Below are 24,774 nucleotides of genomic sequence, written 5' to 3' on the forward strand. Positions count from 1 at the left end.
CTCTCTGCTCAGACGGTGTCCGGCGCGTATTCGCTGAGATCGATGCGGTGGACGGTCTTCGTCTCGCTGTCGGTCACGGTGAAGACGCACGCGTCGTCATCCGAAGCGATCGTGCGACCGAACGTCTCGCGCCAGACGCGCATTGCGGCCGCTTCGGGTGTCGCCCCATACGAATCGATGTCCCAGGAGACAAGCCATTCGTGCTCACTGCCGTAGGGGACGGCCTCGCTGACGACGATCATTTCGTCGGGGGCGACGTAGATGGTGCCGTGCTCGGTCTCGACGGACAGGGCTCCGAAGAGCAGGGAGGAGGAGGAGATGTCGCCCGTGATGAGGGAGAGCCCTCCGTTGCCGCCGACGAGGCTGAAGATGCCCCGTGCGGGGTCCGCCATCATGTCCGCGAGTTCGCTGGCCGGGATCGTGTGCTGGGTGAGACGGGTCATGGCGGAGCTTTCTGTGAAGGCGACCGATAGCGTTGCGGCATGGTCAAGGGGCGTACGGGTGGGTCGATGGGTGGACGTCTGGTGCCGGTCGGGCCGAGGCCGTATGAGCTGAACGAGAAGCTGTGCTCGGAGTGCGCGGCGCTGAAGGGCACCCCGTGCATCCGCGCGTCATGGGAGACGCGAACGGGATCTCGGCCGGAGACGCACCGCTCGTGGGCGGAACGAATTGGGGTCGAGTTCCCCTTCACGAATGAGTTCGTGGCAAAGCAACGAGCGCGCAACAGGCGGCCCTCACCGAAGAAGAAGCGATCGCGCTGAGTCCGACGGTCAGGGTCAGACCTGATCGAGCGCAGTTCGCGCGGCGGACTCATCCTCCGCACCCGTAGTGGGCACGAACACGAGGGTGTCGGTGTCGAAGGAGTCGCCCGCGAATGCACCAACGACGCTGATGAGATCCTCGTCGTACGGCGCGTCGTACTGATCCGAGAACTCGCCTGCGGCCTGCTCGATCGCCTCGGACGCGGTGAGCGCCTCGATCATGCGCACTTCGTGGTCGTCGCCTTCCACGATCCAGACTGTGGGTGCGAGGGTGGCGGGGGTATCGGTGTCCATGGCGTGCTTTCGGGTCGATTTCAGATGGGATCGCGCTGGTCGCGGATCGCCTTGTCGTCGCGGACCCCGCGGGTGCCCTTCTTCGGGCCGGGGGTATGTGGTTGGGTCGCGTTCGAGCTGCCGAGAGCATGCTGCGACCTCTGCCAGTCAGGGTTCGCCCGACGATGCGGATTCGGGGTCTTCTTAGGCATCACCGGGCCTCCTGCGGTCACGTAAGGGTGTCGGGGGCGCCGAGAAGGGTCTCGGCGTAGTCGGTGAGGAGGTCGATATGCTCAGGCGTCACCGATGCCCACGAAGCGGTGAACTCGTCACCTTCAAGCGCGAAGGTTTCGGCGGGGCTGGCCGACGCGAGCGCCGGGGCCGGCGGCGTGATGTGGGCTTTGCCGTTCGCGTCGATCCAGACGCCGTGCTCGCCGACGCTGCGTTCGATCCAGGCGAGAGCGTCCATGATGCAGGCGCGCTCGGTGCACGTTGTTGCAGCCACGTGCGGGAGGTTCCGGTTGTACCCGGCGACCTGGGAGGCGTTGGTGAGGCGCACGGAAGGGGCGTCGCGGTGGTCGCAGCGAGGCCAGTCCTCAGCGTCGTCTACGTCGTCGATCTCGCTCGGGGGTGTGGGGGAGTCGGTCACGGGATTCCTTGGGGCCGGGAGAGGGGCTTAGCGGATGCCGGCCCCTCTCGGTCGTGTCATCGCGGGTTCAGCGCGAGGTGCCGATGGAGGGGTTGTCCCACGCCTTCGAGGATCGATGTGATTTCTTCCGGGAAGGTGACGTAGACGAAATCGAGGGATTCGATCTTGCCGAACAGCATCAGGGTGGCGTCCTGGTGGCTGATCCCGCGGGACATCAGGTAGAACCGCTCGTCCTCGTTGAGGACCGCTTCCCCTCCGAGCGAGTTGAGGGTCGCGTCAGGGCCCGAGGCGAGAGCCATCGGGTCACGAACGATGCGGTACTCGTGAGGCCAGAGGTGCAGGTCACCGGCGGGTGTCTGGATGACGGCCTGCTGCGGGTAGACCTTGGGGCCCTTGCCGCCGAGCACGAAAGCGCCCGTGTTCAGGGTGTGGGATCTCGCGCGCCACATACTGAGCAGAGGCACTCGGAAGTGCTGACGCATGACGGTTTGCGGCTCCTCGAGGACGAGGATCCATGCCCCTTCTTCGGGGATGGCAGCGTCGTACTGCTCCGGGAAGTAGGCGGCCGGGTCGATACCGCCCTGCATGAGCTGCGTGGGGCCGTCGACCAGCATCTCCTCTCGGCGAGCCTTGTCCCACTCGGCCCACTCTTTGGTGACCTTCGTGCGACGGGCGTCGGCGTACTTCTTCGGCGCGGTGCGGGTGACCACCGTCAGCCTCGCTTCCAGGAGTCCAGGGTCCGCTCCTCGACGACGACGCCGATGGCCTTCGCGCGTTCGACGGTGGCTCGCACGGCGTCGCTGGTGCCTCGGTCGACGTAGACGACGACGCGGTCGACCAGCGGCATCCAGCTCTCGGCGGCACGATTGCAGATGTCGCGTTCGGCCGGGTTCTTCGTGTCGAGGACGAAAGTCTGCCCGTACAGGACCTGGCTCGAGATGGGGGCCTCGCCGCGAAGCAGGCTGTCACGGAGCGCTTCGCGCGCGTAAACCTGGTCCAGGGTGACCCCGTGTCCGGCGTCCGATGCGAATGCCGTCTCCACGAGGACGCGAGTGCGGGTCACCGAGGCTCGCTCGGGAGCCGACGAAGAGGTGGTCGCGTTCTTCTGCTCGACTGCGAGGACTGCGGCCAGCTGCACTTGCTCGTCCGTTGCCGGCGCGAGAGCCGGGGGCGCGAGGAAGGTCAAGGTGCTCATCAGATCGCCCCGGTCTTCTTGGCCAGACGCACCCAGCGGTGAGCATCCGCTACCTCGAGCCCGAAGCACCGGGACACGGCCTGGACGGGGTAGTCGCCGACGATGCGGGCCAGCCTGTAGACGAGCCCGGCGTTCTCGAGGTGCTCGGGTGTCGGCTCGAGGCGGGCTTTCTCCGCCACAGCACGGCCGGGGGTCCCGCGGAAGTAGGACTTCACGGGTGCGCGACGGGCGAGTACCGCGTTCTCTTCGCCGAGCTGCAGGCGAAGCGCATCGCGACGAAGCGCGCCCAGACGCATCTTCGCCAGTCGAGTCGGAGTGATCGACTCGACCGGACTCTCGACGGTGAGGTTCGCCGTGGCGTACGAGCCGGCGCGCTGATCGAACATGGCGTTGATGCGCACGGCGGGCGAGCCCTTCGGCACCGTCGGAGTGAGCTTGAGGAAGGCGGGGGTGTTGATGGTTTCGGGCATCGTGGGTCTCCTTTGGGACGATGACGGTGGGTGGGGCAGGTCGCTCAGCTGTCCGCGCGCCAGATGGACTGGTCCGCGGCCGTGAGCTGTTGTGCGAGTCCGTGGATGTCGTCGAGGTCGACGCGACGGGTCTCGCCAGCGGCGTTCACCGCCAGGGCTACGCCCCCGAGGTACCGCATCTTCTCGGCGCCGACCTCAATGAAGATCGCCACCTCACCGTCGACCAGGTGCGAGGCCACGAGAGCGTGGAGGCTCTCGAACTTGTCGGGGACAGGGGTCTCGTCATCGAGGTCGAGACGCATCGCTATACCGTCTTCGTCGAACGACGGCCATGCGCCAAAGGAGTACAGAGAGACCGACCCGGCGAGGTACTGCTCGGATTCGTCAACGAGGACGAACTCCGCTCCGCGGTTCACGTCGTCGAACGTCGCAGCCTCCACGCCGTAGGTGGCGAGGTCAGCCTTGAGAGCATCGATGTCGCGAACGCGGAATCGGTTCGTGCGGGCTGAGGCGATGAAGTTGGACATGACTCTGCTTTCGGTGTTGTCGAGGGGGTGGGTCGGTGTTTCAGATGAGGCCGTGGGGCGGAGTGCCACCGGCGCCTTCGAGACGTTCAAGGACGCGTCGGGCGTGGTCCCGCTCGTCAGATGTCGCATCGAAGATCACGGGCCAGGTTTCCCAGTCAGGGTTGTCGACGTTTTCCGGGTCGAGTTCCGTAAGCCACCACGAGATCGTGGTCAGACCGTCATGCTGGAGCGCAGAACGGAACGAAACGAGGATGGGGTTCGTCGGATTCGTCTGCGGAGGGAGCGATCGCGGGCGGTAATCCCAGCGGAATGCACCTCCGGTCTTCTCCTCGAACTTCTGAGCCTCCTCGGCTGTCGAAAAGCGACGTGCGACCTCACCGTTGGGCATGACTCCCCCGAAGGGGAAGCGGTCGACGCGGGGTGGTTTGCTCGCGAACATCACGGGTATCTCCTCGTCAGGGGCGCCCATCGGCGGTCCGCTCGAAGCGGTCGAGCTGACGTTGGCGTCGGGTTCGGTTCCTCGGGTGCCGAGGGAGGTTCGGGCAGCACATGCAGGAGTTCAGGTCGGACTTTCGTCGAGGGTGCCCTCCACGCTGGTCACGGTCATCGCGGCTCATGAGGGTCTCCTTCAGCAGGCGTGACGGTCACCCCCCTCTGTTACGAGGGAGGGTGACCGTCACGGGTCGTCAGGACGCGGGCGCGTCCGTGGTGTTCAGAGAAGGCAGCAGCTCACGCACGTGCTCGGCTGAGTTCACCGGTCGTGCGGCGAAGTCCTTCAGCAAACGGAATGTGCCCGCCGAGGCCGCGCTCTGCCACGACCCGGGGACTGCGGCGACGACTCTGCCGATCGAGAGAGCGTGCTCCGCTGCGCGAATGTTGTCGGACCGCCAGCCCGCTTCGACCACCACGGTCGCTTCGGTCATGGCCGCGATCACCCGCTGGCGTGCGAGGTACCGCCACTTGGTGGCTGTGGCCCCGAAGGGGAGCTCGCTGATCAGCGCGCCGGCTGAGGCGATCTCGTCGGCCAGGTCTTTGTGGCCGAGCGGGTGGGACTTGTCGAGGCCTGTCGCTGCGACCGCAACGGTTGGGCCACCGACAGCCAGGGCGCCGCGGTGGGCGGCTCCTCCGATTCCCCATCCGAGTGTGCCCACGACGACCACTCCGCTGCGGGCGAGGTCTTCCGCCATCTGACGAGCCAGCGACTCGGCAGCCGCCGTGGCAGCGCGGGCGCCGATGATGGCAACTCGTGACGGAGCGCTGAGAAGGCGTATGTCACCGCGCACCCAGAGGAGGAAGGGGGCTCTGTCACCGAGGTCGCCGAGGCCCGCGGGCCAGTGCTCGTCGCCAGGGATGACCAGGCGAGCGCCGAGAGCACACGCGTCCGTGATGGCCGCGGACGCTGCGCGAATGTGTGAGCGGCGTTTCGCTTCTCCTGCGCCCTCGAGAGGGCGTATGTCGCGAAGTGCACCGGCGGCGCCGAGCCCAGTGATGGCCGCCCCGATGCACTCATCATCCGGCTCCGCGATGACGGACCATGCGATTCGCGCCAGCGCCTCGTCGTGATCGTCGCCCGGCCGAATCTTCTGGAGCGTCTCCAGGACGCCAGGTGCCGCGCGGAGCTCATCGAGCAGCTTCTCGCCCACGAGACTCAACCTCCGAACTCACAGGTCTTGCCGACGAGGCCGGATGGACCCGCCAGGACGGTGGCGTCGTGGAGCGATCCGAGCGAGGGGTGCTCTGCACCGTGCCCGTCTCCCGTGACGTCGTAGACGGCGGTATCCCACCAGTCGTCGAGGTCGGCGAGATCCTCCGGCGGGGTGAGCGCGTAGGTGCGTTCCGACTCGTGGCCGTCTTCGTAGGTGTTCTCGATCTTGACGCGAACGAGCCCGCCGAGTGCGCCCTCGATGTGCTCGAGCTGCGCGTCCGTGAGGCCGAGAGTCTCCCCGGCGGCATCGACGCCGCCGGTGAGGACTGCCTGCCCGACGAGGTGGTCCGTCCCCGCGCCGAAGGTCATGTCCCAGAGAGTCTGCACGCGCTGGTTCCACACCGGCTCGATGGTGGACCGGTCCTCGTTCACCCAGAGCGTCACGTCCCGCGCGAGGGTGATTGCTTGGAAGTGTCCGCCGACGAACGAAGAGAGGGAACGCACGGCCTCGTTGGTGTCGAAGTGGACGAGCTCGAGCTGGTCAGTCGGGTCCGCGGGGACGCGGTATGCGCGAATGCGGGTCATTCGGAAACACCTTCTTCTTGTTCGGTGATGACGGCGATCACGGGTCGGAGATCTGCCATCGCGGCTTCGCTGCAGGAGCGGCTGGCGTTGCTGACGAGCACCCAGCGCCCGTTCTTCGGGCGCCACAGCACTCGTTCGTTCGTGTCCGGGTCGGTGGCGAAGACGAATGCGGCGTCCATCCACGGCTCGCGTGCGACGGCGATGCGCATCAAGGCGCGGACGTTGGGTGAGATGTCGGTGGGTCTGAACCCGTTCTCGTACGCGCGACGTTGGAGCTGGTCTCGGCGCTGATGGTTGCCAGCCGCTGTGGGGAGAGCGATACGGAAGGCACCGGTGTGCTCCCTGTTCCGCGTTTCGGCGGTGATGTACCACGTGCCGAGCACGCGATCAGCGACCTCTTCTTCGGTGATGGGCTCGGCGTTCTCCCACCACTGGTCGGGGGTCCCGGTGAGCCCCGGCTGTGCGCCGGGAGAGGTCATGACGGGATCTCCTTCGTGAACTGACGGATGGCTGTCTTGATGGCCTTCTTGCGCGCGAGGAGGGACTGGCGGATTTCGCGGTCGCGCTGCCACCTCATGCGGTGGTAGTCGCAGCAGTCCTCCTCGGGGGCAGGAGTCTCACCGGGGGCAGGCCCCATGAGGTACCGCTCGGTCTCGTGGAGCTTGTCGTGGAGGGCACTCAGCACGATGCCGCGCTGTTCGTCGGTCTCAACCGCGGGACGGTGTGCGCGGTCGTCCTTGATCGCCGCGGCGATCATCTCGATGACGGTGTCACTGTCGACGTCGCCGCGTGCCAGAGCCAGGGTCATGCCGACCTCGTCGAATTCGTTGGGCTGGCCGTAGACGCTGCTCTTTCCGAACCGGCGGTCGAGTTCAGCTGCCGCCAGAGCGAGGGGCGTGCGCGACTTCTTTCGCGCGGCCATCAGCGTGCGACCTGCTCGAGCGCATCCAGCAACGGCCCGACGAAGTGGTCCCACAGACGGTCGGCTTCGTTCTCGGCGACCCACGTCGCCGCACGTGTCGCACCAGGTGTCTCCCGATCCATCAGGCAGCCGTGCAGCGCCTCCGCCAGCGGGCTCTCGAAGGTGCGAGCGGGCGCGGCGTTCGGGTCGAAATCGGAGGCGCTCTGACGATCGTCACGGACGGCAACGATCATCGCCTTCCGGATGTCGTCGGCGTGATGGCGCTGGATGTTGAACACCGTCTCGTTTCCCAGGTAGAGAGTCGAGGTGCCTGACGGCTGCGCCACCAAGCGGGTGTCGGCGATCCATTCGGGGGTCTTCATAGCCCCTCCTTCGGGGTGTTCGTCGCACCCATCAGCCGCCGGGGCGGCGACGGGTGCGGGGAGGACAATGCGCGGAAATGATTCGCGGAATGATTTCGGAATTGATTCGCCGCCTCGGGTGCGCGATCAGGCAGAGCCCAGGTGCTCCTCGAGCACGGGTGTGACGGTCAGCCACGATCCCTCGGCGAGGTGGTCGACGACCTCGAGATACTGCTCTCTCGAGAGCCCGGCGACGTTCAGCTGAACGACGCGCGGACCTAGGGCGATCACGGCATGGATGAGAGCGTCCATTCGCTCAGGCGTGACGTCATCAGTAACGAACGACGAGGCGCCCCGATCGAAGCGCCACCCGACCATGGTGATCAGCATGCGCTCGCGCGCGAGCTCGTCGAGGTGGGGCGGGCCCACGTCGACAGCCGTCTGCATCGGAGCGACGCGCATGCGCTGCTCCGTTCGCCGGCGACCCCAGAGAGCTCTGAATCGAGAGGCGGCGTTCAGCGCTGCGCTGTCATGTTTCCGTGGCCCAGATCCATGCTCGAGGCGAGACGTCTCGGGGATCTCCAGCGAGGACGTCAGCCGCTCGCGCAGGTCCCGATTCGTACTCTCAGCCACAGCGAACTCACGTCATCCTCTGTCGGTCAACAGGTTGGTCTCACGTTCCGACCACGAACCTGTGACGGACATCGAACCAACCCCCGGGTCGGCACCGCCGACCTCTCACTGCCCTGGCGCGGAGGGCGCTCTCAGACGCTCGGTCGCATCGCGACCGCGGCCCCGCGCCGTTGGTTCATTCGGACATCATCAGCGGCTTCAGCCGCGCTCTCACACCCCCGCCCGAAGGGTGGGTTCAACCGGCGATGCCGCGCCACAGCGAAGCGACGAAGCGACATCGACGGGAGCACCCGAAAACGCCCCAGTGGGGCGTTGGAGGGCAAGGAGCGAAGCGACGCAGTAGGGGCCCTCGACGCGTCAGCGGCGAGGGTGAGGGAACCCGCGAGAAGGAGCGCAGCGACGCCCGAACGGGTGACCGAAGAGGTGTCGGCTATGCCGACCACCGGGATGTGTTTCGACCGAGCGCAGCGACGGAGAAACGCAGCCCGGTGCCACCTCCCCTTATGCTCTTTTCTTTACCCCCGAGCATCCGGAGCTTCAGCGGAGGATCGAGGTCATGTTTTGCGTCAGCATCAGGGGAAAAGGGTTGGTCAACTCTCTCTTGACCCATGCCGGAATCCGTAGGACCCGAAGGGCGGCATGGGTCAAGTGGCACCCTTTTGCCCTGGAAAGTCGGGGTTGTCTTGGACCCACGGTTTGGAACGCAGTGGCACCGTGGGTCCATGACTCGAGCAACGCGAGGCGAGGATGGTGCAACACCGTGGAACCATCCTCTTTCCACCCCGACGCGGCCGCGGGGACGCGGTCGCTTTCAGCCTCGCTGGAGCGCAGGACGCAGCGCAGCCGTGGCCTCTGGGTGTAGCCGTCGTCGGCCTCATCGAAGGACGCGGATCCTCCACAGAGGAGCCGTGGCCGAAGGGTTGGCGCCAGCCGCGCAGCGGCGTTCGTGAAGCTCTTCTTTCACCCCCTCGGACGCGACTGTGGAGCGGCCAGTGGCACCACCGGACCGGATGCCGAACGGGTCACTTCACCCGTCTCAGAAGACGCCTGAGAGCCGGTCGCCGGATCGGTTTCGGCCTCGGCGCGCGCAGCGCATCGGGACCCCCTGCGCCGCATCACAGGAGTCGTCACCGGATCGGTTCAGACCCTCGTCTCGGATGCAGTCCCGTTGGCGCTGTCACCTCGCAGATGGGTGCTCTCCAGCTCATACGGGTGCGGTCCAACAGCTGCTTTCATTCCGAACTGCTCGGGCTTTCACCCCCTTGGCGGTCAGTTCGGAATGTGCCTGGGAACCGCCTCATGCTGATCGGGTTCTGATCAGAGCGCGAGGCGAAGCCGAGCCCGGCGGCTGCGCCTTCATGCCGACGGGGCGGAAGCCCCGGAGACGGTCTGCAGCTGCTTGGTCTTGAGCTCCTCCCGCGGACGCTGAAGGAGAGCACCGCCGTCCTCGAGCGAGCGCCGGTGGGGGTGGGATGCGGACGTCGTCCTGCCGCTCGTCAGCTCATTGACGCCCCGATCATCCCTCAGACTTTCAGCGATCTGGGTGGGGCGTGGTGCCAGCTGAGGGAGGGAGCCGGCGGATGATTGTGACCCCCATCGCGGGCGGACGACCGGTGCTGGGCAGTACGTCACGGCCAGATCTAGGGGCGTCGGAGACAGGCTCCATCGCTTCCCACCCCCGCCCCCTCATACGCCTCCGTGGCGGGATCATCCGGGGTCTCGACCCCGGGAATCTGCGGCCCGTTCGCGGTCGCGTTCCGGGCAGAAATGGGCCATTCGTGACCGGATAGCGACCGCTCTGTGACCGGGAGACGGTCACCGCGGTGGATTCGTCGCTCTGTCGACAAATCTGGGGCGCGTCACGCGTCCCGTGACCGCGTAGTGACCACCAACCGGTCACTAGACGGCCGGTTCGCGGTCACAGGGGGCGAATCGAGGGTCTGCAGCCTCATCGGATGCCCCTCCGTGGGCATCAGGTGACCGTCGACTGACCGTTTCCTGGTCACAGACCGGTCATACTGCCGGCGCCACCCAACACGGCCGAAACGACCTGGCGAGAGCAGCGAGCCGCGGCGCCGGCGGCGAGAAACGAAGAACCCCCGCTACCCGGAGGGCAACGAGGGTTCAAGAGGGGTAGGTCGGATCAGGAGCGCTGTGGTGCGATCTCGCTCGGGAGGGCTAGGGCGGTGTGACGCCAGTAGACGCCCTCCATGTAGTGGCCGAACCCGATGTTCGCGAGCGGCAACTCGAGGTTCTTCTGCAGGCGGCGCGCGTCGAGCTCCGAGACATCCGGCCAGTGCGTCGACCACGCCCGGAGCATCACCAGCGACTGGTTACCTGTTCCATCAGCGGCGTCGATGAGAGCGCCTAACAGCTGAGACCCGAGGCCCTGCCGTCGATAGGGCTCCTCGACGAAGACGTCGTCGACGAAGACCAATTGCGTCGTGAGCTCGAGACCGCCGTCGTAGGGGCGGTCGAGATCGGACAAGATGTCACCTGCGCCGCAGACGACTTCTGCGATGTGGAACGCTTCGCCGCCGACGCTGTCGAGACTGTCGAGGATGCGCGCGTAGAGCCGGTCCCGATTCCAGTCGACGTCGATGCGAATCGCGTACGCGGATGCGGAGGCGATGACCTGGTCTTCGACTGTGTCCTCTTCGAAGTCGACAACCTCGAGCGTGAACGTGGCTTCGAGCTCGACGAATCCATGGGGGATGTCTGAGACCAGCGTTTCAACCTCCGTTCCCGGGAACGGTCGGGAGATCTTCACATCGCACTGGATGGCATTCAGATCAAGCGAGTCAGCGCGAGGCTCGGGGCGATCGTGATCGTGCATGGGTCTCCTCGGGTGGGCTTCCAGGCGAACTGTACCGATACTGGCGCCGCGGTCGGGCTGACCCGTAAGCCGAAAAAGAAGAACCCCCGCTGCCCGGGGGGGCAACGAGGGTTCGAGAGGTGTGCAGTGAATCCGTGTCAGATCGAGGGGGTGAACCTGTTCTGCCGGGCCGGGCCGGTGAGGTGCCAGTAGATGCCGTTCGCGTAGTGGAGGAATCCCTGTCGACGCAGGGGGGCCTCCATGCGGTGCGACTCCGCGCGGAGGAGGACCAGGGACTTACCGCCGCTACCATCAAGCGAATCGATCAGCGTCGAGAGGATCTCGGCTCCGAGCCCCTGCCCACGGTACGCCTCGTCCACGACGATGCTGTCGAGGATGATCAGCTGCTCGGGAAGCTCCAGCCCGTCAGGGTGAGCCACCTCGAGGTCTTCGACGAAGTCATGCGAGTCGAAGGCTTCGTCGACGATGGACAGCGCCTCGCCGCCCACGGGGGTGAGCCATTCGAGAATCCGCTCGGCGAAGCGCTCGTTGCCGTCGTCCACGTTGAAATACGTCACGTAGGCCAGCGCCTCGCCGATCACTTCATCACCCCCTGAGGAGTCATGCTCGCCGCCACCCACGAGTGTGAGCGTCAGCTTCGTTTCTCTCACCTCGGAGTGAAGAGTCGTCCAGGCGGGTGCTGTGTCCGCACCGCACATCGCGACAGTGGTGTTGATGTCGCAGCGGAGGCGGCGTAAGTCGACGGGTGCGACGCGCGAGGACGGTCGAGCGGGTTCGGACATGGGTCTCCTTCGGTGAGCCGACAATCGAACGATACAGACGACTCTCGTCCGAGGTGCGCGCCGTCAAAAAAGCAGAACCCCCATCGCACGAAGGCGACGGGGGTTCTGCTCGGAGGAGGATGACGAACACGCAGACGGGAGGAGGACCTGTCACACCCCCACCCGGAGACAGCTTTGCTGGCTCCCGTGCGATCTCGATCGCACCCGTGCTCCATCACCGAAAACACGAACCCCCGCCGCCCGAAGGTGACGAGGGTTCGCAGCGTCCGGGTGTGCGGCCCGTCCGTTAGGGGTGAGGAAGCCGGGCCCGGCGCTTTCGCGCGCAGACCCGTCTTCGACGAGGGTGATCAGTCCCTCGCCCGCAGTCGGCTGGTTCTTCACCAGCATCCGAACCCTCGGTTCGGACTCTCAGTCGCTGCGTCGATCCGCGCCCGTACCTTGCGGCAGCTTGACGACGGATCCGGTCCCGCGCCGAGGCGCAGATCCCGTGTGGAGTCACCGGCTCGTCCGTTCGACTCCCTTGCACTGTGTCACCCGAGGCCAGCTCTGCTGGGCTCACCGCGCCGAGAAAGGATGAGGCCCCTACAGCGGGGGGTCTGCAGGGGCCTGAGGGCGACCGTGGGGATGGCCGCCTCAACAACCGTGCCACGCGCGGGGGTGCCCTCCAAGCTGATGGCGGCGTGTCACACATGAGAAAGCTCTCATCTACCAGGTAAACCTGACGCCCACTGAGAGACAGACCCCGCTCCGAGAGGGGAGCGGGGTCCGACCGTGATCACGTGCGAGGGCTCAGCCGCTGACCCGCTGGCTCGCGATGATCTCCTCGAGGTGGACCAAGAGCTTGTCGAGGTCATCGGCGATCTCGGGCTCGCCGATGAAGCGCAGCGCGGGGCTGAGCTCTTTCACTGCGGGCAGGTACTTCTGTGCCCGGCGGAGCACGACGGAGGGGGTGTCTCCGGCTGCCAGCTGGTGACGCAGGGCGCCGGCGTTGTCGAGGAGGTCGAGGGCCTTCACGATGACCGCCATCGTGGCGATGGGGTCGGGGACCGCCCCGGTGGCGCGCGCGGCGAGGGCGGCCATCTTCATCCAGTAGTCCCGGCGCGTGCAGGCGACCTTGTTGCTGACATCGAGCACGACGTCGGCGACCGTCGCGCCGAAGGCGTCGATCATCCAGAGGTGGGCGGCCGCGCGGCGTCCACTGATGGTCTCCAGCGCGATGTGCCCGGGGAGCTCGTCGGTGTCGACGAACTGATCGACGATCTCGTCGACGCAGTCCTCGAGGGTGTCGTGCATCAGGCAGGCGGCGAGCAGCTCAGGGTCGGTCTTGCCGTAGCGCAGCGCGCGGAGCGTATTGCGCATCGGGTGCTCGATGTAAGGCACACGGGGCAGGTCGCGGCGGATGCCGCGGGTCTGGTTGCGGTGCAGGTGGGCGGCCATCATCGCGGCGGCCATGACGATGCCCTTGCGGTCGAAGACACGAGCTTCGACCTGGCGCGAGAGCTCGAAGACCAGGGATGCCGCGTCCATCTCTTTGAGGGGCGTGCGCGGGAAGGCGATCGTCATCATGGTGGTGCTCCTTCGGTGTCGACTCGGCCGTGTCAGCCGAACTCCTGTCGCGGGGCATCCCGAGACGGCGTCGCCGTCTCCGTCGCGTCAGCGTTGATCGCCGAGTGTCGGAGACCCTTCGTACGATGGAGAGATGCTGATCGGATCCTGCCGCCCTGACGAGAAGAAGAGCTTCGACGTCGAGGGCCACAGCCTCGCCGAGATCGCCCAGGCGGTCGCGCGGCAGACCCCTGCGGGGTGGGAGGCAGCGAAGATGCCGGTGACGATGATGAAGGGCGAGACCCGCCTGGTGGCCACGGCCACCATCGTCCGTCGCGACGGCGGGCTCGAGCTCGAGGCGGAGACGATGGTGGCCCTCCGCGCGAAGTTGCCGGCCGGCCACGTCCTGGTCTCGGTCCGCAGCGTCTGAAAGCGAAGACCCCCGCCACCCGAAGGTGGCAGGGGTCTTATCGGCGAGGGGGGTCACCAGGAGGATGCTCGACCGCCGGACACATACGTGTGGACGATCGTGGCAGCGCCGTCGATGGAACCGTTGCTGAGTGGCATGCGGAACTCCTCCTGCAGGTGAGCGAGCTCGGCGCGCAGGACGTCGAAGTCGTTCTCGGGCACGTTCGGGTCGAGCTTGTTGCTCAGGATCACCTCCCCATCTACGAACGTCTCGACCCAGACGCGATTACCGCTCTTCGTGATCACGCACGTTCCTGACGTCGGCTTCTCGCCTTCGATGCTGAACTCGACGCTGATCCGCGGCTCGGCGTTGAAGAGCGCGGGCATGATCACGAGGCTGCGCTTCGGTGCCGTGTTCGAGCGCGCCCCGACGAGCGATGCCGTCTGGGGCTCAGCGGTGCGAATGCTCTTGTGGATCTCGATGACCCCGTCCTTGGCGCCGCCGCGAGCCTCCTGACGCACGATCACGGTGGTGGAGACACCGCCGCGGAGCGCCACCCGGCTGTCGTCGACGCGGCGCCCGGGCAGCTGCAGGTAGACCAGCACGATGCGCTTGAGGTGGGGGATAGAGAAGCGGGTGTTGAACACGCCCTCGATGACCTTGTGGACGTCGGATCCGACGAGCAGGTCGTCGGCGTCGTCGATGACGAGGGTGTCGACGCTCTGGTCGCACGCGACCTTGTCGAGGAACTCGCGCTCGAGGCGCGACGCCGGGATGGTCACGTGCGTGAAGCCCTTGGCGTCCATCTCGCGACGCAGCATGGCGAGGGTGCCGAGTCCGGGCTCGGTGACGACGATGACGTTCGAGGCCTGCTGGGCGCCGCCGTCGAAGAAGTCAGGGCCGTGGGGAATCTGGTCGCGCATGGGAATCTCCGTCTCCGTGTGGGTGTCATCCGTGTTCGGGATGCCCCCCGACGCCGGCTCTGCCGGTGGCGCGCCGAAAGCGAAGACCCCCACCACCCGAAGGTGACAGGGGTCTTGGTGCGAGAAGGTCAGAGCACCTCGCGCGTGATCACCGTGGTGCGGTCCAGGGTGCGAGGGCGTTCGAGGTGCTGCGTGAGGAGCGTGGTCGCGATGCTGCCATCCGACATCACGGTGCGGCTCAGACTCATCCTTTCGCGCAGCTCGATGTAGACGAGGACGATGCGCTTCAGGTGCGGGTACGCGTGCCCGGCGGCCGCGCGCGTGTTCATGAGCTGAGCGACGAACTCTCGCGTCTCGGGGTGGAAGACCAGCTCCCCGGGGGCATCGACGACGAGGGTGTCGATCTGCTCACCGACGATGGCCTGCTGCGGGATGTCGCCGAGGAGTCGCGCGGCGCTGATCGTGGAGTACGTGAAGCCCTTCCGATCCATCTCCCGGTACAGCCGGCTCACGGTGCCGATACCCGGTTCGGTCTTCACGATGAGGTTGGCGAGCTCGTCGGGATCGGCGGTGAAGAAGTCGGCGTCGTCGAGAGTCTGGTGTGCCATGGCGGCCTCCGTGTCGGTGTGGGTGTCATCCGTGTTCACGGGGGCTCCCGGCGCCGGCTCCGCCGGTGTCGACGTCAGGCCGGCGGGAAGTGCGCGACCAGCGCAGCGTGCACACCGTCGACGTCGACGGTGGTGTCCTCCTGCCCGGCCAGACGGCGTAGGAGCATTTTCGGCCAGAGCACCTGAACGTCGTCGACAACGAAGGAGCCGCCGATGAGCGGCCAGTCGGCGTTCACGAAGCAGAGGGCGCCGAAGACGGGGACGGTGTCACCGAGAACTCTCGAGACGAGATTCACCTGATGCGAGACGCCGTCGACGAGCTTCGTGCCGTCGCGGCCGCCGATGCGAAGCGTCTCGACGCGGGGTCGGAAGATGCCACCGTCCACGCGGAGCGAGGGGCGCTTGTTCACGTAGCGCTTCGCGTCGACGACCCAGACCCCTGCGGGCCCGATGACGATGTGGTCGATGTTGGCCCGGGTCCGCGGGATCCGTCGATCATGGAGGACGCGGAAGGTGTCAGGGAGCTGCGCGAGCACGGTGCCGAGGTGCTCTTCGCCGACGGCGCCGGTCTTCCAGGCGGTGGTGCTCTGGGGGTCGTCGAAGAGGGCGAGGATCCGACCGCCGATCCGGGGAAATCGTTCACGGATCCGGCGCTCGCGCGTGGCCTTGCGCCGCTCGTACTCTCGGCGGGCGGAACCGCCGGCTGTGCTCGAGGCGATCTCGGCGGGCTCACCCGCACAGGTGAGGCAGCAGATGCTCTTCGCCGTTCGGCTGTAGACGGCCTGCGCCCCGGCGTCCAGAGCCTCACCGCAGGAACGGCACGTCCCGGCGTATCGCAGTCGCATCTTCTTGTCGTCGTCGAGCTGTTCCAGGGTCACTTCGCGACCGTACCAGCGCCCGCGGACAGGGTTGTATGCAATGCACACAACTCCGTCAGCAGACCGTCGAGTCCGCACTCAGCGCGCGTACGCGGTGGCGAGCTCACCCCAGTGGGTCGTCGCGCGGGGGGAGAGCATCTCCCGTCTCATCTCGAACGACGCCCCGAGCTGGAGGCCGGCGAGGCCGAGGCCGAGGGCGTTATCGCCGTGGCGCTTGTGGACCTTGTCGAGGAGCTCGCCGAGACCACGGTTGTCGAACTCGGGCTGGAACATCGGCAGGAACGAGTGGGACCGCGCGGGGGAGAGCTTGTTGAGCATCACTCCGGCGCGCACGTACTTCACGCCGTGGCGCAGCCTGTCGCGGATGGAGTCCTTGACTGCGCGCGCGATGGACACCGGGTCGTCGGTGGGCATGGCGAAGATCGCCTGCCCGTAGGCGGAGGTGTAGTCGTCGCCGTAGGGGGAGGAAGCGGCGAAGGCGCTGACGTGTCCGGCGACGGATCCTTCGCGGCGGAGCTTCTCGGTGGCGCGCTGGGCGTAGACGGAGAGCACGTGCTCGATCTCCGCGGGGTCGTCGACGGTGTGACCGAACATGCGGCTGCTGACGATGCTCTGGCGGACCTTGCGCACGGGCTCGAGCTCGATGCACGGGATGCCGCGCAGCTCGTAGACGATGCGCTGCTCGACGACGCTGAAGGCCTTCTTGATGACGTCGGGGTCTGCATTGCGAAGATCGAGCATCGTCTTGATGCCGCGCGCGGCGAGACGCTTTTCGAGGCGGCTGGCGATGCCCCAGGTCTCGCTGGTGGGGTAGTGCCGAAGGATCTGCTCCTGCTTCTCGGGGGAGTAGTCCTCCCAGCTGCAGACGCCGTCGAGGCGGTCGGTGCGCTTGGCACCATGGTTGGCGAGCTTCGCGAGGGTCTTGGTCTTGGCGAAGCCGATCGACACGGGGACACCGACGTTCTTGTAGATGGTCCGGCGCATCTCGCGGCCGAGCTCTGCAAGGTCGCTCTTCTCCTCGTTCACGAGAAAGAAGGACTCGTCGATCGAATACTCCTCGTGGTGCGCGGCGTAGCCGGCGACGATGTCGTGCACGCGCCTCGAGATCGATCCATAGAGCTCGTAGTTCGACGATCGAGCCTGAACGTTGTGGGCCTTGGCCCAGTGCTTCAGCTTGAACCAGGGCGTGCCCATCTTGATGCCAAGCGCCTTGGCTTCTTTCGACATGGCCACGACGGCGCCATCGTTGTTCGAGAGCACGCAGAGGGCCACCCCCCGCAGCTTCGGATCGAAAATGGCCTCGGCGGAGGCATAGAAACTGTTGCAGTCCGCGAGCCCGACGATCATGTCTGGTGCCGGTGCAGATTCCAGACTACCGTGCCCCACAGCTGCGCGTCGAGGTCGCCCTCGAGCGCGATCGAAGGGAAACGGGGGTTCTCCGCGCGCAGGATCAGCCGGCCGCCCTCGCGCGCGAGGGTCTTCAGCGTGAGCTCACCGTCGACGATGGCGACGACCACGGCGCCGAGGCTGGGGGTGATCGATCGATCGACGATGATGTGGTCGCCGTCGAAGATCCCGGCACCCGTCATGGAGTCCCCGGCGACGTTCAGTAGGAACGTCGAGTTCTTGTCGCGGATGAGGTGCTCGTTGAGGTCGAGATCCCCGCGGAACCAGCCCTCGGCGGGGGAGGGGAACCCGGCGGAGACCGACCCCGTCACCGGGGTGATGATGCCAGCGGGCGGGGCGTTCAGGTCGATCTGCCCGAGGACCTCGAGAACGCTCATCTCACCCGCCCTACCCACTGCCGATCATTCGAACCGATGTTCGATGGTCGAGTGTACGTCAGGGTTCCGACAGCGTGAAGCCAGATGCGCGCCCCGCGCGCGTCGGATACGTCGACGCCCCCGCCGGGACGAGTCCGGTGGGGGTGCTCGGGTCGCTGGCTAGCGGTGGAGGCTCCACGCGTCGTAGACCTTCTCGCTCAGCTCGATCGGATAGGGCACCCCATCAACTCGGAAGTCGACGTGCATCTCACCCTCGGTTCCGCTGGGATGACTGACCACCTTCGCCTTGCTGTACTCGGGCTTCTCAGTCACCGGCGCGCCTTTATGTCGCAAGTGCACCACCTGACCCTCTACGAGCTCGTGGAATCCGTATTGACGTGCGTGCGAAAGGGCCATGCCCTCATCATGCCGGTGTCCAAAGAAGAGACCCCCGCCGCCGGTTACGGCGACAGGGGTCTGATCGGATGGGGACACAGGGTCATGCAGTGGCGACATCCTCCTCGGGGATGCGGAACTCCGCCACGGTGCCGCGGTGGCCGCAGCCACCTCGAACCTCGGGGCACTGGATGGGGTCGTCGTCCAGGAGACCGCGCTGGGGTTCGATGACATGGTCGGTGAAGCCGTCGTCGAGCACGACGATGTCGAGCGTCACCTGCACGACGAATGCGCTCTCGAAGGAGCACCGCGGGCAGCGGATGCCAGCGAGGTTCTGGGTGTTGGTGCTCGGCGGGCCCACGGTCTCGGCCGAGACCTTCTCGGGCTGTGGCTTCCGGTACACCTTGAGCTCGTCCGCGCAGCTGTAGCTGAAGCAGGTCTTCTGGCCGGCGGGATACCGCTCGGTGAGACGGCGGACCCACGGGGACTCGGCGTCGATCTCGACGATCTCGGAGTTGGTGCCAACGACAACGTCACCCACCCGGAGGTCGAAGACCGGGAGCGTCATCGTCGGGTAGGACCGGTATTCCGCCGGCGCCGCGGCTGACGCGGTGTTCACGCTGCAGCTCCGATCGAGACGACGGCGCAGACAGTCTCCGCCTCGAGGTCACGGCGCGCGGTGTGCGCGGGGGCCGTCGGGCGGGCGGCCAGGATCTCGATGTTGCCGGTCGCCCGGACGGGGAATGTGAAGGGGTCGCCGTTCTCCAGCAGGACGGTGATGCTGACCGGGCCGTCGGCGTCCACCGGTTCGACGGCGGTAACGAGATTGCCGGTGATTCCCAGGTGGTCGCCCGGGGTGATCTGTGCCGCGGGAACGGCGATCGTGTCGGTGGTGATGCTCACGGTGGGCCTCCTTGGTGGGGTGGGTGTTCTCTCCACGACCAGACCCGGATCGGCGTCGCCGATCGCTGCGCGCAGAGGTGGCATCCGCCGCGAAAGAAGAGACCCCCGCCGCCCGTGAGGGCGACGAGGGTCTGGTGGGGTGCGCGCGTAGCCTGCGGTCGGCACAGGCTCGGGGTGGGGGTCTGGGGTCAGGCGGCCAGCGGGACGGGGATCTCGGCGACGAACTCGTCGACGAACTGCCAGTCAGCCGTGACGGGAATCTGGCGCGTGATGCGGTACTTGCTGTGGCCGGGCACACGCATGGTGTTGGTCATGCCCTCGACCTCGAGGACGATGGCGACCTCTCCGTGGAAGACGGCGTCGACGGGGCGGACCTCGAGAATCTTGTCGCCGTTGCGGAGCGTGTCACCCTCGCGGAGGTCGCGCGCGTCGACGATGGTCTCGACCGGGAAGAATGCTGCGATCTGCGTGCTCATGGGGTGCCTCCTCCGGCTCCGGGATACTGCTCTGTCACCACACCACCCGGAGACGGCTTTGCCGGCTCCCTTCCACCTCGGTTGCCGCGGCCGCAGGCTCGAATGAGAAGACCCCCGGAGCCGGTGCGGCCACGGGGGTCTCTCGAGAGGGATGTTCAGCGGGAAGCGGCGGAGGCCAGCTGACGCGTATCGACCGTGAGCACGTCGACGACGATGCGCTCGGCGAACTTCTCGTCCAGGTGCAGCTGGAACCGCCCGGGTCGGATCTCGATGATGCCGCTGAGGACCTTCGAGCCGATGCCGGGGATCGTGACGACGTCGTGGACGTGCAGCTCGAGGCGGTCGATCCCGGGGCCGTCGCCGATGCTCGCCTCGATCATCGGGCTCTGCGCCGCGACCTCGACGTCCATCTGGGCGCCGTCCGCGCTGAAGAGCAGCTGGAACTCGACGTGGCTGTACGAGTCGATGAGCAGCAGGTACCCGCCCCAGTGTCCGGGGATCTCGAGTCGGAGACCGGGAGTCACCGTGAGGGAGTCACGAGGGGTCATGGTGGCGATCCTTCCAGATCAGGCGGGTTCGTCGATGACGAAGATCAGCCGGGAGATGTACGCGTCGGCACGGGATGCCGCGCGGTGGATGTCGCGTTGAATCGACGAGATGACGGAGATCTGCGTGAGCTCGTCGACGGGGTGTTCGCTCTTGATGCGCACGAGGGCGGTGACGTAGGCGTCGAGAGGGAACATCTCGGGTTCGACGTCGGCGTGCGCGCCGTGGCAGTTGTAGCTCGCCGGAACGTCGACGGTGCGGTAGCTCACGCCGGGGTACTCGTGCGCCTTGATGGCGGCGTGCACGGCCCCGTCGAGGTCGGCGAACTCACGGGAGCGGAGCACGATGTCCTCGCTGGTCTGCTGGCTGGCGGCGATGGCGATCGCGACCTTAGCGCCCTCGAGAGCGGTCTGGTTGATGGGGGTCTCTGCGAGAGTCACGGAGTCTCCTGGCGTGGTCGGACGATGCGGGTCAGATGAAGGTGACGCGGCCGTCGGAGTACTTGATCATGTAGTGGCCGTCGACGGTGACGGAGACGTAGACCAGCTCGCCGGTCTTGGTGCGGTGGAGTCCAGTGGCCATGATGCGAGTCCTTCCCAGGCGGTGATGCTGCCTCCGAGGCAGCGCGGATGTCGGGAGAGGTCACTCTCCTGTCACAGCTGCTCTCGGAGGCGGCTCTGCCGACTCCCGCCTCACGAGTGCTCAATAAGTGCTGAGCTAAAAATTGCAATCGATGCGGCACCGACGAATATCGAGCGCGAATATTTTCGCAACCATTGCGGATTGTCAAGCAAGACGTGTGCCATCGATGGAAAAAAGGGCCAAATTATCGCGCATACCGAATAGACGGAGTTGCAAAACATGCAAATATAGGCACCTGTTGCGATTATTCACCTCCTACGCAACACTCAATCGGTGTGGGGGACTCGCCTCGCTATCTCCAAAGAAGAGGAAAGCGCGATGAAGAAACTGACCAAAATTGTCGTCACTGCGGGCCTGGGGGTTGGCCTGCTCATGTCGGGCGCGCAAGCAGCGTCCGCGGCGACGTTCTACGACGACATCAACTACGGCAAGTACCTCGAGACCCTCAGCAGTGGAAACCTCACCTACTCCGACAAGGCGTCTTCGATCCGCAACACGGGGTGGGCCACCTACTGCGAGAACAACGGTTGCGCGGGGCGCACCGTCCGGCTCAACGGCAGCTACAACGATCTGCGCGCCGTGAACAGCAGTCTGAACTTCGGCGAGACCTGGAGCGACCGCATCAGCGCCGTCAAGCCGTAACCCATCGATGAAGCAGCTCTTCAAGGGGCTCGCTCTTGTGGGGTTGGGGTGCGCTGTTGTCGCGTGCACCCCAACCCCACAGGGCAGTTCTCCCACGAGCCTGGACCGCGACCCGACGGCTCGCGTGAGTCTCGATCAGCAGACGGGCCACATCGTCTTCCCGCTTTCTGAGTACGACCTCTCCGCCTCGGCATCCGACATCGGCGTGCTGAATCAAGCACTGTTCCTGCGTATTGAGACCTGCATGACTGCGCGGAGCCTGCCGTTTCGAGCAGGTCGCGTAGACCCGGGGCCACCGCTGGACGATCGGAGCTTCGGAGTCTGGTTTGAACCCGGAGTCCGAACCTGGGGGCTGCTGCGTCCCCCCGACCCCGTAGCAGAGACCTTCCAGGCGGACGAGGAGGCCGGGGGCGAAAGCTGGTCACGCGCTGTTGCCGATTGCAACGCTGAGGCTGAGGCTGATCCTGATGCTGCTGGGTTTGTTCCCACCCAAAGCAAGACGGCTGGCAGTATGGCGCAGCAGCTGAGCACGGCCGCGATGCAAGCAGCGACACAGACTGAAGAGTGGGGCAAAATCCGTCTGGAGTGGTCAGCGTGTCTGACTGAAAATGGGCTCACGGCGATGAACAACAACAACGACTGGATCTCCGTCGAGTCGCAGACAGCGCTGGAGGATGGTGAAACCGTTGAGCAAATTGTTCAATTGGCAACCATCGAGGCGCGATGTAACAACGATTTACGCGTAACACAGACAGCGGGCGACATCGTCGCTTCTTTCCAAAACCCCCTCATCAAAGCGAACCAAGCCGCACTCGATAAAGAGAAAAGCGAAAAGACCCAATGGCTCGCTGCGGCGAAAAGCTACATCGCTCAGAGGAAGCAAAACTAAAACGCGGCCCCGACAAGCCGACAAGAATAATGCCCGACACACCCGTCCGCATTTGAGCTCTATGCTGATCGACAAAGAAGGAGCACGGCATGCGCGAGGGACATCTGAGGATCGATGAGATCCCGCGCGCGCGGGATCTGCGCACTCGGCTCGCGATCGTGAAGTCAGCCCTGACAGGGACGAAGATTTTCGCGGTGGGCGACGTGGTCCAGCTGGGCCACACGCTCTACGGTGTGACGTTCTGGGGTCCCACCAGCGTGGTCCTGAGGAACGCGAGCGAAGGCAAGCGCCTCACCGTGTCGCGCGACGGGTTGGGGAACGTCCGACTCGTGCAGAGAGCCGCACGAAGCCTCAGACCGCGCGTCAGCTGATGAATGCGCTCGGCACACGCAGCATGATCGCGTAGCGTGCGCTCGCTAGCACAGACGAGAAAACCCCCGCCGGCCCCGAAGGGCGGAGGGGGTTTTCTCGATTCTCAGGCCGCCTGGTGCGCGGTTACTGCTTCTCCCAGAACGCGTACGCGCGTCGCCACTCAGCGGTATCGCGCTCGTCCTCGCCGCGCTGGACGAGCTCGTCGAGGTAGTCCTCGAGCTCTCGCTGCGACAGCGCCGCGAGCTCTCGTCGATCACTCATCGGGCACCTCCTCCTTCTGAGCCTGCGCCCAGAGCTCGACCAGGAGGCGTGCGACCTCGTCGAAGGGCCCGCGGCTCGTGCAGTCGTGGACCCTCTGGAGGGCATCGGCGGGCATGGCGCCGGTGTCGCTGCATTCCTGGCAGCTCCATTTCCACACCTGGCGCTCGGGAAGCGGTCCGTAGACGGCCTCGTTCCACGGATGCCAGCCCGGGCACGCAGCGCCGTCGTGCAGTACCTCGCCGAGCACCCAGTCGACGGCGACCTCGGCCCCGTGTCCGGCGGATGCGACGTCGATGATGGTCATCGCTGGACCACAGAGACGGGGAATGCCCCGGGAGTCGTGGGGGTGACGCCGTCCATCTTGAGCCACCAGCCACTGACGTCCGTGTCGACGTCAGCACTCGGCGGGGCGAGGCGCACGGCCCAGACCTGGGAAACGTCACCGGGGGTGGTGGTCGCCTCCCCACCCTGTCCGGCGGCGCGGTCGTAGTCCGACACGAGCACGGCGAATTCCGTGGGGTCGGGGTGACCGAAACCCATGATCAGGCAGTCATCGCTCTCCACGAACGGGAAGGTCTGACCGTCGGTCCACAGCATCTGCATGTCCTCGGGCGTGAGGGCGGGGAGGGTGGTTTCGGACATCGAATTGTGCTCCTTGGTGGGTGGTTTCTGTTCAGTTCGCGAGGCAGGTGACGGCGGCTTCGTCGAGGGTCAGACGATCTCCCTCGGGGAGCTCGGATGCCGTCGCATCACAGCAGGGTGTGGCGAGCTCTCCGTGCGGGGGAGTGGCGTGCAGGGTCATGGGCGAACCCCGTTGGCCTGGTTGCCCTCGAAGAGTTCCCGCGCATCGCTGATGACGTTGGTGACCAGTCGGCTCACCCAGGGGTAACCGTGGGTACCGCCGTGAACGAGTGCGCGGCGGTACAGCTCGTTCTCGAAGTCGTCGGGGCTCATCGATCCTCCTTGGTCAACCACTGCTGGTCTCAGCCGTACATCCACTCCCACGCGAGCACGTGATCCGTGACCGATAGGGGGAGCACCGGCGTCTTGCCGGGCTCGCGGAGAATCCCGGCGATCCGCTGTGCGATCGCCGCGACTTCCGGCTCGTTCCCGATGAGGTAGAACGCCTCGATCTGTCCGACGACGGCATCCGGCGTCGCGGGGTCCGGGACGACGGAGATCGCCATGGCGGGCGTGACGGACACTCCGGCGGCCAGGGTCCACGCCCGGCGAAGCTCGTCCGACGTCGGGGAGGGTCGATCCCCGTTCTCCTCCGCAACGAGCGTCAGCTCGTCGTGCTCGTCAGCCTCCGCGAACCAGTCGACCGTCGTCGGCCAGAGCTGGGCGACACAGGGGTAGGGGAGGGAGAAGTCGTTCTGCCAAGGACCCACCTTCTCGGCCATCCACTGCGGCACGCTGGGGCAGAGCTCCCCGCGAGGCGTGCGCATGGCGATCGACCAGGCGGTCCAGTCGCGGCGGTCCCACCGCGCGATGTAGTCGTCGTCGACGCCGGCGACTCGTTTCAGCCAGGCGAGATCGCGCTCGAGGTCAGCGGGGGCGGTGTGCATCATGGGTGCTCCGAATCGGTCGGGTCCTGCTGCTGCAGGTGCAAGAGGTAGGCGGCCGGCGTCAGCGCTCGGAGCCATGCGTCGAAGGCGGCATCGGCGTCAAGCAGGCGGCCAGACAAGGCGCGGAGAGCCTCGAACCAGGACCGCCAGGTGATCGCCGGCTTGCGTGCGAGCTGCTCAATCCAGGGGTCGATCTGCGGTGCCTCCGCATCGTGGGCGGGGGCTGCATCCATCATCGAAATCACGATACCCCTCGAAAACGTGAATAGGGACAGTTTTGCCACGAAAACGAGGAGAAAACGAGCCGCCGCCCGCTAGGCTTGAGGAGCGAGTC

38 protein-coding genes are annotated in these 24,774 nt (G+C 66.1%); 3 read left to right on the plus strand and 35 right to left on the minus strand.

Features of this window, described 5'->3' with window-relative positions; translation table 11 throughout:
- Nucleotides 1–8 precede the first annotated feature (8 nt).
- The 17 genes from OVA26_RS16635 to OVA26_RS16715 all read right to left on the minus strand — a co-directional run bounded on the left by OVA26_RS16635 (nucleotide 9) and on the right by OVA26_RS16715 (nucleotide 13,185).
- Entirely contained in the window at nucleotides 9–443 is a 435-nt protein-coding gene (locus OVA26_RS16635) for a hypothetical protein (protein WP_268105117.1), read from the minus strand.
- A gap of 333 nt (nucleotides 444–776) precedes the next feature.
- Complete coding sequence (locus OVA26_RS16640) at nucleotides 777–1,055, minus strand: hypothetical protein (protein WP_268105118.1); 279 nt, start codon at nucleotides 1,053–1,055, stop codon at nucleotides 777–779.
- 208 nt (nucleotides 1,056–1,263) lie between these two features.
- On the minus strand, nucleotides 1,264–1,683 hold the full coding sequence (locus OVA26_RS16645; RefSeq protein ID WP_268105119.1) for a hypothetical protein: 420 nt from the start codon (nucleotides 1,681–1,683) through the stop codon (nucleotides 1,264–1,266).
- A 56-nt stretch (nucleotides 1,684–1,739) separates the two neighbouring features.
- A complete protein-coding gene (locus OVA26_RS16650; RefSeq protein ID WP_268105120.1) occupies nucleotides 1,740–2,393 on the minus strand; it encodes a hypothetical protein in 654 nt (217 codons plus the stop codon).
- Nucleotides 2,394–2,395: 2 nt separating this feature from the next.
- The gene (locus tag OVA26_RS16655; RefSeq protein WP_268105121.1) at nucleotides 2,396–2,878 is read right to left on the minus strand and encodes a DUF7768 domain-containing protein; all 483 of its coding nucleotides are present in this window, start codon (nucleotides 2,876–2,878) and stop codon (nucleotides 2,396–2,398) included.
- The gene (locus tag OVA26_RS16660; RefSeq protein WP_268105122.1) at nucleotides 2,878–3,348 is read right to left on the minus strand and encodes a hypothetical protein; all 471 of its coding nucleotides are present in this window, start codon (nucleotides 3,346–3,348) and stop codon (nucleotides 2,878–2,880) included. Before OVA26_RS16660 ends, OVA26_RS16655 begins: the two co-directional genes overlap by 1 nt.
- Nucleotides 3,349–3,392: 44 nt before the next feature.
- Nucleotides 3,393–3,875 carry a hypothetical protein gene (locus tag OVA26_RS16665; protein WP_268105123.1) on the minus strand — a complete coding sequence of 161 codons (483 nt, stop codon included), beginning with the start codon at nucleotides 3,873–3,875 and terminating at the stop codon, nucleotides 3,393–3,395.
- 40 nt (nucleotides 3,876–3,915) lie between these two features.
- Nucleotides 3,916–4,317: a hypothetical protein gene (locus OVA26_RS16670; RefSeq protein ID WP_268105124.1), complete on the minus strand. Its 402-nt coding sequence runs from the start codon at nucleotides 4,315–4,317 to the stop codon at nucleotides 3,916–3,918.
- A 244-nt stretch (nucleotides 4,318–4,561) separates the two neighbouring features.
- Nucleotides 4,562–5,518 (minus strand): DNA-processing protein DprA, encoded by a 957-nt coding sequence (locus tag OVA26_RS16675; RefSeq protein ID WP_268105125.1) that lies wholly within the window; start codon nucleotides 5,516–5,518, stop codon nucleotides 4,562–4,564.
- 5 nt (nucleotides 5,519–5,523) lie between these two features.
- The gene (locus OVA26_RS16680) at nucleotides 5,524–6,105 is read right to left on the minus strand and encodes a DUF3846 domain-containing protein (protein ID WP_268105126.1); all 582 of its coding nucleotides are present in this window, start codon (nucleotides 6,103–6,105) and stop codon (nucleotides 5,524–5,526) included.
- Nucleotides 6,102–6,584, minus strand: coding sequence for a hypothetical protein (locus tag OVA26_RS16685; RefSeq protein WP_268105127.1), 483 nt, complete (start codon nucleotides 6,582–6,584; stop codon nucleotides 6,102–6,104). The genes OVA26_RS16680 and OVA26_RS16685 overlap by 4 nt, the downstream gene beginning before the upstream one ends.
- Nucleotides 6,581–7,027, minus strand: a complete 447-nt coding sequence (locus tag OVA26_RS16690) for a hypothetical protein (RefSeq protein ID WP_268105128.1) — start codon at nucleotides 7,025–7,027, stop codon at nucleotides 6,581–6,583. Before OVA26_RS16690 ends, OVA26_RS16685 begins: the two co-directional genes overlap by 4 nt.
- Nucleotides 7,027–7,389, minus strand: coding sequence for a hypothetical protein (locus OVA26_RS16695; protein WP_268105129.1), 363 nt, complete (start codon nucleotides 7,387–7,389; stop codon nucleotides 7,027–7,029). Before OVA26_RS16695 ends, OVA26_RS16690 begins: the two co-directional genes overlap by 1 nt.
- A gap of 126 nt (nucleotides 7,390–7,515) precedes the next feature.
- Nucleotides 7,516–7,830: a hypothetical protein gene (locus tag OVA26_RS16700; protein ID WP_268105130.1), complete on the minus strand. Its 315-nt coding sequence runs from the start codon at nucleotides 7,828–7,830 to the stop codon at nucleotides 7,516–7,518.
- A 2,314-nt stretch (nucleotides 7,831–10,144) separates the two neighbouring features.
- Complete coding sequence (locus tag OVA26_RS16705) at nucleotides 10,145–10,837, minus strand: GNAT family N-acetyltransferase (protein ID WP_268105131.1); 693 nt, start codon at nucleotides 10,835–10,837, stop codon at nucleotides 10,145–10,147.
- 137 nt (nucleotides 10,838–10,974) lie between these two features.
- Nucleotides 10,975–11,487 (minus strand): GNAT family N-acetyltransferase, encoded by a 513-nt coding sequence (locus OVA26_RS16710; protein ID WP_268105132.1) that lies wholly within the window; start codon nucleotides 11,485–11,487, stop codon nucleotides 10,975–10,977.
- 921 nt (nucleotides 11,488–12,408) lie between these two features.
- Nucleotides 12,409–13,185 carry a hypothetical protein gene (locus OVA26_RS16715; protein ID WP_268105133.1) on the minus strand — a complete coding sequence of 259 codons (777 nt, stop codon included), beginning with the start codon at nucleotides 13,183–13,185 and terminating at the stop codon, nucleotides 12,409–12,411.
- A 133-nt stretch (nucleotides 13,186–13,318) separates the two neighbouring features.
- Here OVA26_RS16715 and OVA26_RS16720 point away from each other — a divergent pair, with 133 nt between their 5' ends.
- Nucleotides 13,319–13,594, plus strand: a complete 276-nt coding sequence (locus tag OVA26_RS16720) for a hypothetical protein (RefSeq protein WP_268105134.1) — start codon at nucleotides 13,319–13,321, stop codon at nucleotides 13,592–13,594.
- 53 nt (nucleotides 13,595–13,647) lie between these two features.
- Here OVA26_RS16720 and OVA26_RS16725 read toward each other — a convergent pair whose 3' ends face one another.
- The 11 genes from OVA26_RS16725 to OVA26_RS16775 form a co-directional block, all read right to left on the minus strand.
- The gene (locus tag OVA26_RS16725; RefSeq protein WP_268105135.1) at nucleotides 13,648–14,496 is read right to left on the minus strand and encodes a hypothetical protein; all 849 of its coding nucleotides are present in this window, start codon (nucleotides 14,494–14,496) and stop codon (nucleotides 13,648–13,650) included.
- A 128-nt stretch (nucleotides 14,497–14,624) separates the two neighbouring features.
- The gene (locus OVA26_RS16730; RefSeq protein ID WP_268105136.1) at nucleotides 14,625–15,104 is read right to left on the minus strand and encodes a hypothetical protein; all 480 of its coding nucleotides are present in this window, start codon (nucleotides 15,102–15,104) and stop codon (nucleotides 14,625–14,627) included.
- Between the two features lie 74 nt (nucleotides 15,105–15,178).
- Nucleotides 15,179–15,982 carry a nuclease-related domain-containing protein gene (locus tag OVA26_RS16735; protein WP_268105137.1) on the minus strand — a complete coding sequence of 268 codons (804 nt, stop codon included), beginning with the start codon at nucleotides 15,980–15,982 and terminating at the stop codon, nucleotides 15,179–15,181.
- A gap of 78 nt (nucleotides 15,983–16,060) precedes the next feature.
- Complete coding sequence (locus OVA26_RS16740) at nucleotides 16,061–17,329, minus strand: Y-family DNA polymerase (protein ID WP_268105138.1); 1,269 nt, start codon at nucleotides 17,327–17,329, stop codon at nucleotides 16,061–16,063.
- Nucleotides 17,326–17,766 carry a LexA family protein gene (locus OVA26_RS16745; RefSeq protein ID WP_268105139.1) on the minus strand — a complete coding sequence of 147 codons (441 nt, stop codon included), beginning with the start codon at nucleotides 17,764–17,766 and terminating at the stop codon, nucleotides 17,326–17,328. Before OVA26_RS16745 ends, OVA26_RS16740 begins: the two co-directional genes overlap by 4 nt.
- A 159-nt stretch (nucleotides 17,767–17,925) precedes the next feature.
- Nucleotides 17,926–18,078: a hypothetical protein gene (locus OVA26_RS16750; protein ID WP_268105140.1), complete on the minus strand. Its 153-nt coding sequence runs from the start codon at nucleotides 18,076–18,078 to the stop codon at nucleotides 17,926–17,928.
- Between the two features lie 166 nt (nucleotides 18,079–18,244).
- A complete protein-coding gene (locus OVA26_RS16755; protein ID WP_268105141.1) occupies nucleotides 18,245–18,760 on the minus strand; it encodes a hypothetical protein in 516 nt (171 codons plus the stop codon).
- Nucleotides 18,757–19,044 carry a hypothetical protein gene (locus OVA26_RS16760; protein ID WP_268105142.1) on the minus strand — a complete coding sequence of 96 codons (288 nt, stop codon included), beginning with the start codon at nucleotides 19,042–19,044 and terminating at the stop codon, nucleotides 18,757–18,759. The genes OVA26_RS16755 and OVA26_RS16760 overlap by 4 nt, the downstream gene beginning before the upstream one ends.
- A gap of 188 nt (nucleotides 19,045–19,232) precedes the next feature.
- A complete protein-coding gene (locus OVA26_RS16765) occupies nucleotides 19,233–19,520 on the minus strand; it encodes a hypothetical protein (RefSeq protein WP_268105143.1) in 288 nt (95 codons plus the stop codon).
- A 155-nt stretch (nucleotides 19,521–19,675) separates the two neighbouring features.
- Nucleotides 19,676–20,068 (minus strand): hypothetical protein, encoded by a 393-nt coding sequence (locus OVA26_RS16770; protein WP_268105144.1) that lies wholly within the window; start codon nucleotides 20,066–20,068, stop codon nucleotides 19,676–19,678.
- A gap of 18 nt (nucleotides 20,069–20,086) precedes the next feature.
- On the minus strand, nucleotides 20,087–20,506 hold the full coding sequence (locus OVA26_RS16775) for a hypothetical protein (protein ID WP_268105145.1): 420 nt from the start codon (nucleotides 20,504–20,506) through the stop codon (nucleotides 20,087–20,089).
- 520 nt (nucleotides 20,507–21,026) lie between these two features.
- Here OVA26_RS16775 and OVA26_RS16780 point away from each other — a divergent pair.
- Entirely contained in the window at nucleotides 21,027–21,350 is a 324-nt protein-coding gene (locus tag OVA26_RS16780) for a hypothetical protein (RefSeq protein ID WP_268105146.1), read from the plus strand.
- Nucleotides 21,351–21,474: 124 nt separating this feature from the next.
- Entirely contained in the window at nucleotides 21,475–22,239 is a 765-nt protein-coding gene (locus tag OVA26_RS16785; protein ID WP_268105147.1) for a hypothetical protein, read from the plus strand.
- A gap of 495 nt (nucleotides 22,240–22,734) precedes the next feature.
- On the opposite strand, the gene OVA26_RS16790 is transcribed toward OVA26_RS16785, so the two are convergent.
- From OVA26_RS16790 to OVA26_RS16820, 7 genes are read right to left on the minus strand one after another with little or no spacing between them, the layout of a single operon-like run.
- The gene (locus OVA26_RS16790) at nucleotides 22,735–22,872 is read right to left on the minus strand and encodes a hypothetical protein (protein ID WP_268105148.1); all 138 of its coding nucleotides are present in this window, start codon (nucleotides 22,870–22,872) and stop codon (nucleotides 22,735–22,737) included.
- Nucleotides 22,865–23,176, minus strand: coding sequence for a hypothetical protein (locus tag OVA26_RS16795; RefSeq protein ID WP_268105149.1), 312 nt, complete (start codon nucleotides 23,174–23,176; stop codon nucleotides 22,865–22,867). The genes OVA26_RS16790 and OVA26_RS16795 overlap by 8 nt, the downstream gene beginning before the upstream one ends.
- Nucleotides 23,173–23,514 (minus strand): hypothetical protein, encoded by a 342-nt coding sequence (locus OVA26_RS16800; RefSeq protein WP_268105150.1) that lies wholly within the window; start codon nucleotides 23,512–23,514, stop codon nucleotides 23,173–23,175. Before OVA26_RS16800 ends, OVA26_RS16795 begins: the two co-directional genes overlap by 4 nt.
- A gap of 31 nt (nucleotides 23,515–23,545) precedes the next feature.
- Complete coding sequence (locus tag OVA26_RS16805; protein ID WP_268105151.1) at nucleotides 23,546–23,674, minus strand: hypothetical protein; 129 nt, start codon at nucleotides 23,672–23,674, stop codon at nucleotides 23,546–23,548.
- Complete coding sequence (locus tag OVA26_RS16810) at nucleotides 23,671–23,826, minus strand: hypothetical protein (protein WP_268105152.1); 156 nt, start codon at nucleotides 23,824–23,826, stop codon at nucleotides 23,671–23,673. The genes OVA26_RS16805 and OVA26_RS16810 overlap by 4 nt, the downstream gene beginning before the upstream one ends.
- Nucleotides 23,827–23,855: 29 nt before the next feature.
- On the minus strand, nucleotides 23,856–24,443 hold the full coding sequence (locus OVA26_RS16815) for a hypothetical protein (RefSeq protein WP_268105153.1): 588 nt from the start codon (nucleotides 24,441–24,443) through the stop codon (nucleotides 23,856–23,858).
- The gene (locus OVA26_RS16820) at nucleotides 24,440–24,724 is read right to left on the minus strand and encodes a hypothetical protein (RefSeq protein WP_268105154.1); all 285 of its coding nucleotides are present in this window, start codon (nucleotides 24,722–24,724) and stop codon (nucleotides 24,440–24,442) included. Before OVA26_RS16820 ends, OVA26_RS16815 begins: the two co-directional genes overlap by 4 nt.
- Between the last annotated feature and the right edge of the window lie 50 nt (nucleotides 24,725–24,774).

This window comes from Microbacterium sp. SL62 (genome assembly GCF_026672635.1).
Lineage (GTDB): Bacteria > Actinomycetota > Actinomycetes > Actinomycetales > Microbacteriaceae > Microbacterium > Microbacterium testaceum_A.

Coding starts and splice junctions, on each gene's coding strand:
- OVA26_RS16720 (WP_268105134.1), top strand. CDS start 13,319: ATGCTGATCGGATCCTGCCGCCCTGACGAGAAGAAGAGCTTCGACGTC.
- OVA26_RS16740 (WP_268105138.1), bottom strand. CDS start 17,329: ATGATCGTCGGGCTCGCGGACTGCAACAGTTTCTATGCCTCCGCCGAG.
- OVA26_RS16780 (WP_268105146.1), top strand. CDS start 21,027: ATGAAGAAACTGACCAAAATTGTCGTCACTGCGGGCCTGGGGGTTGGC.
- OVA26_RS16665 (WP_268105123.1), bottom strand. CDS start 3,875: ATGTCCAACTTCATCGCCTCAGCCCGCACGAACCGATTCCGCGTTCGC.
- OVA26_RS16810 (WP_268105152.1), bottom strand. CDS start 23,826: ATGAGCCCCGACGACTTCGAGAACGAGCTGTACCGCCGCGCACTCGTT.
- OVA26_RS16640 (WP_268105118.1), bottom strand. CDS start 1,055: ATGGACACCGATACCCCCGCCACCCTCGCACCCACAGTCTGGATCGTG.
- OVA26_RS16800 (WP_268105150.1), bottom strand. CDS start 23,514: ATGTCCGAAACCACCCTCCCCGCCCTCACGCCCGAGGACATGCAGATG.
- OVA26_RS16765 (WP_268105143.1), bottom strand. CDS start 19,520: ATGAGCACGCAGATCGCAGCATTCTTCCCGGTCGAGACCATCGTCGAC.
- OVA26_RS16635 (WP_268105117.1), bottom strand. CDS start 443: ATGACCCGTCTCACCCAGCACACGATCCCGGCCAGCGAACTCGCGGAC.
- OVA26_RS16690 (WP_268105128.1), bottom strand. CDS start 7,027: ATGGCCGCGCGAAAGAAGTCGCGCACGCCCCTCGCTCTGGCGGCAGCT.
- OVA26_RS16815 (WP_268105153.1), bottom strand. CDS start 24,443: ATGATGCACACCGCCCCCGCTGACCTCGAGCGCGATCTCGCCTGGCTG.
- OVA26_RS16680 (WP_268105126.1), bottom strand. CDS start 6,105: ATGACCCGCATTCGCGCATACCGCGTCCCCGCGGACCCGACTGACCAG.
- OVA26_RS16685 (WP_268105127.1), bottom strand. CDS start 6,584: ATGACCTCTCCCGGCGCACAGCCGGGGCTCACCGGGACCCCCGACCAG.
- OVA26_RS16715 (WP_268105133.1), bottom strand. CDS start 13,185: ATGATGACGATCGCCTTCCCGCGCACGCCCCTCAAAGAGATGGACGCG.
- OVA26_RS16770 (WP_268105144.1), bottom strand. CDS start 20,068: ATGACCCCTCGTGACTCCCTCACGGTGACTCCCGGTCTCCGACTCGAG.
- OVA26_RS16805 (WP_268105151.1), bottom strand. CDS start 23,674: ATGACCCTGCACGCCACTCCCCCGCACGGAGAGCTCGCCACACCCTGC.
- OVA26_RS16730 (WP_268105136.1), bottom strand. CDS start 15,104: ATGGCACACCAGACTCTCGACGACGCCGACTTCTTCACCGCCGATCCC.
- OVA26_RS16700 (WP_268105130.1), bottom strand. CDS start 7,830: ATGCGCGTCGCTCCGATGCAGACGGCTGTCGACGTGGGCCCGCCCCAC.
- OVA26_RS16695 (WP_268105129.1), bottom strand. CDS start 7,389: ATGAAGACCCCCGAATGGATCGCCGACACCCGCTTGGTGGCGCAGCCG.
- OVA26_RS16725 (WP_268105135.1), bottom strand. CDS start 14,496: ATGCGCGACCAGATTCCCCACGGCCCTGACTTCTTCGACGGCGGCGCC.
- OVA26_RS16705 (WP_268105131.1), bottom strand. CDS start 10,837: ATGCACGATCACGATCGCCCCGAGCCTCGCGCTGACTCGCTTGATCTG.
- OVA26_RS16655 (WP_268105121.1), bottom strand. CDS start 2,878: ATGAGCACCTTGACCTTCCTCGCGCCCCCGGCTCTCGCGCCGGCAACG.
- OVA26_RS16745 (WP_268105139.1), bottom strand. CDS start 17,766: ATGAGCGTTCTCGAGGTCCTCGGGCAGATCGACCTGAACGCCCCGCCC.
- OVA26_RS16795 (WP_268105149.1), bottom strand. CDS start 23,176: ATGACCATCATCGACGTCGCATCCGCCGGACACGGGGCCGAGGTCGCC.
- OVA26_RS16660 (WP_268105122.1), bottom strand. CDS start 3,348: ATGCCCGAAACCATCAACACCCCCGCCTTCCTCAAGCTCACTCCGACG.
- OVA26_RS16790 (WP_268105148.1), bottom strand. CDS start 22,872: ATGAGTGATCGACGAGAGCTCGCGGCGCTGTCGCAGCGAGAGCTCGAG.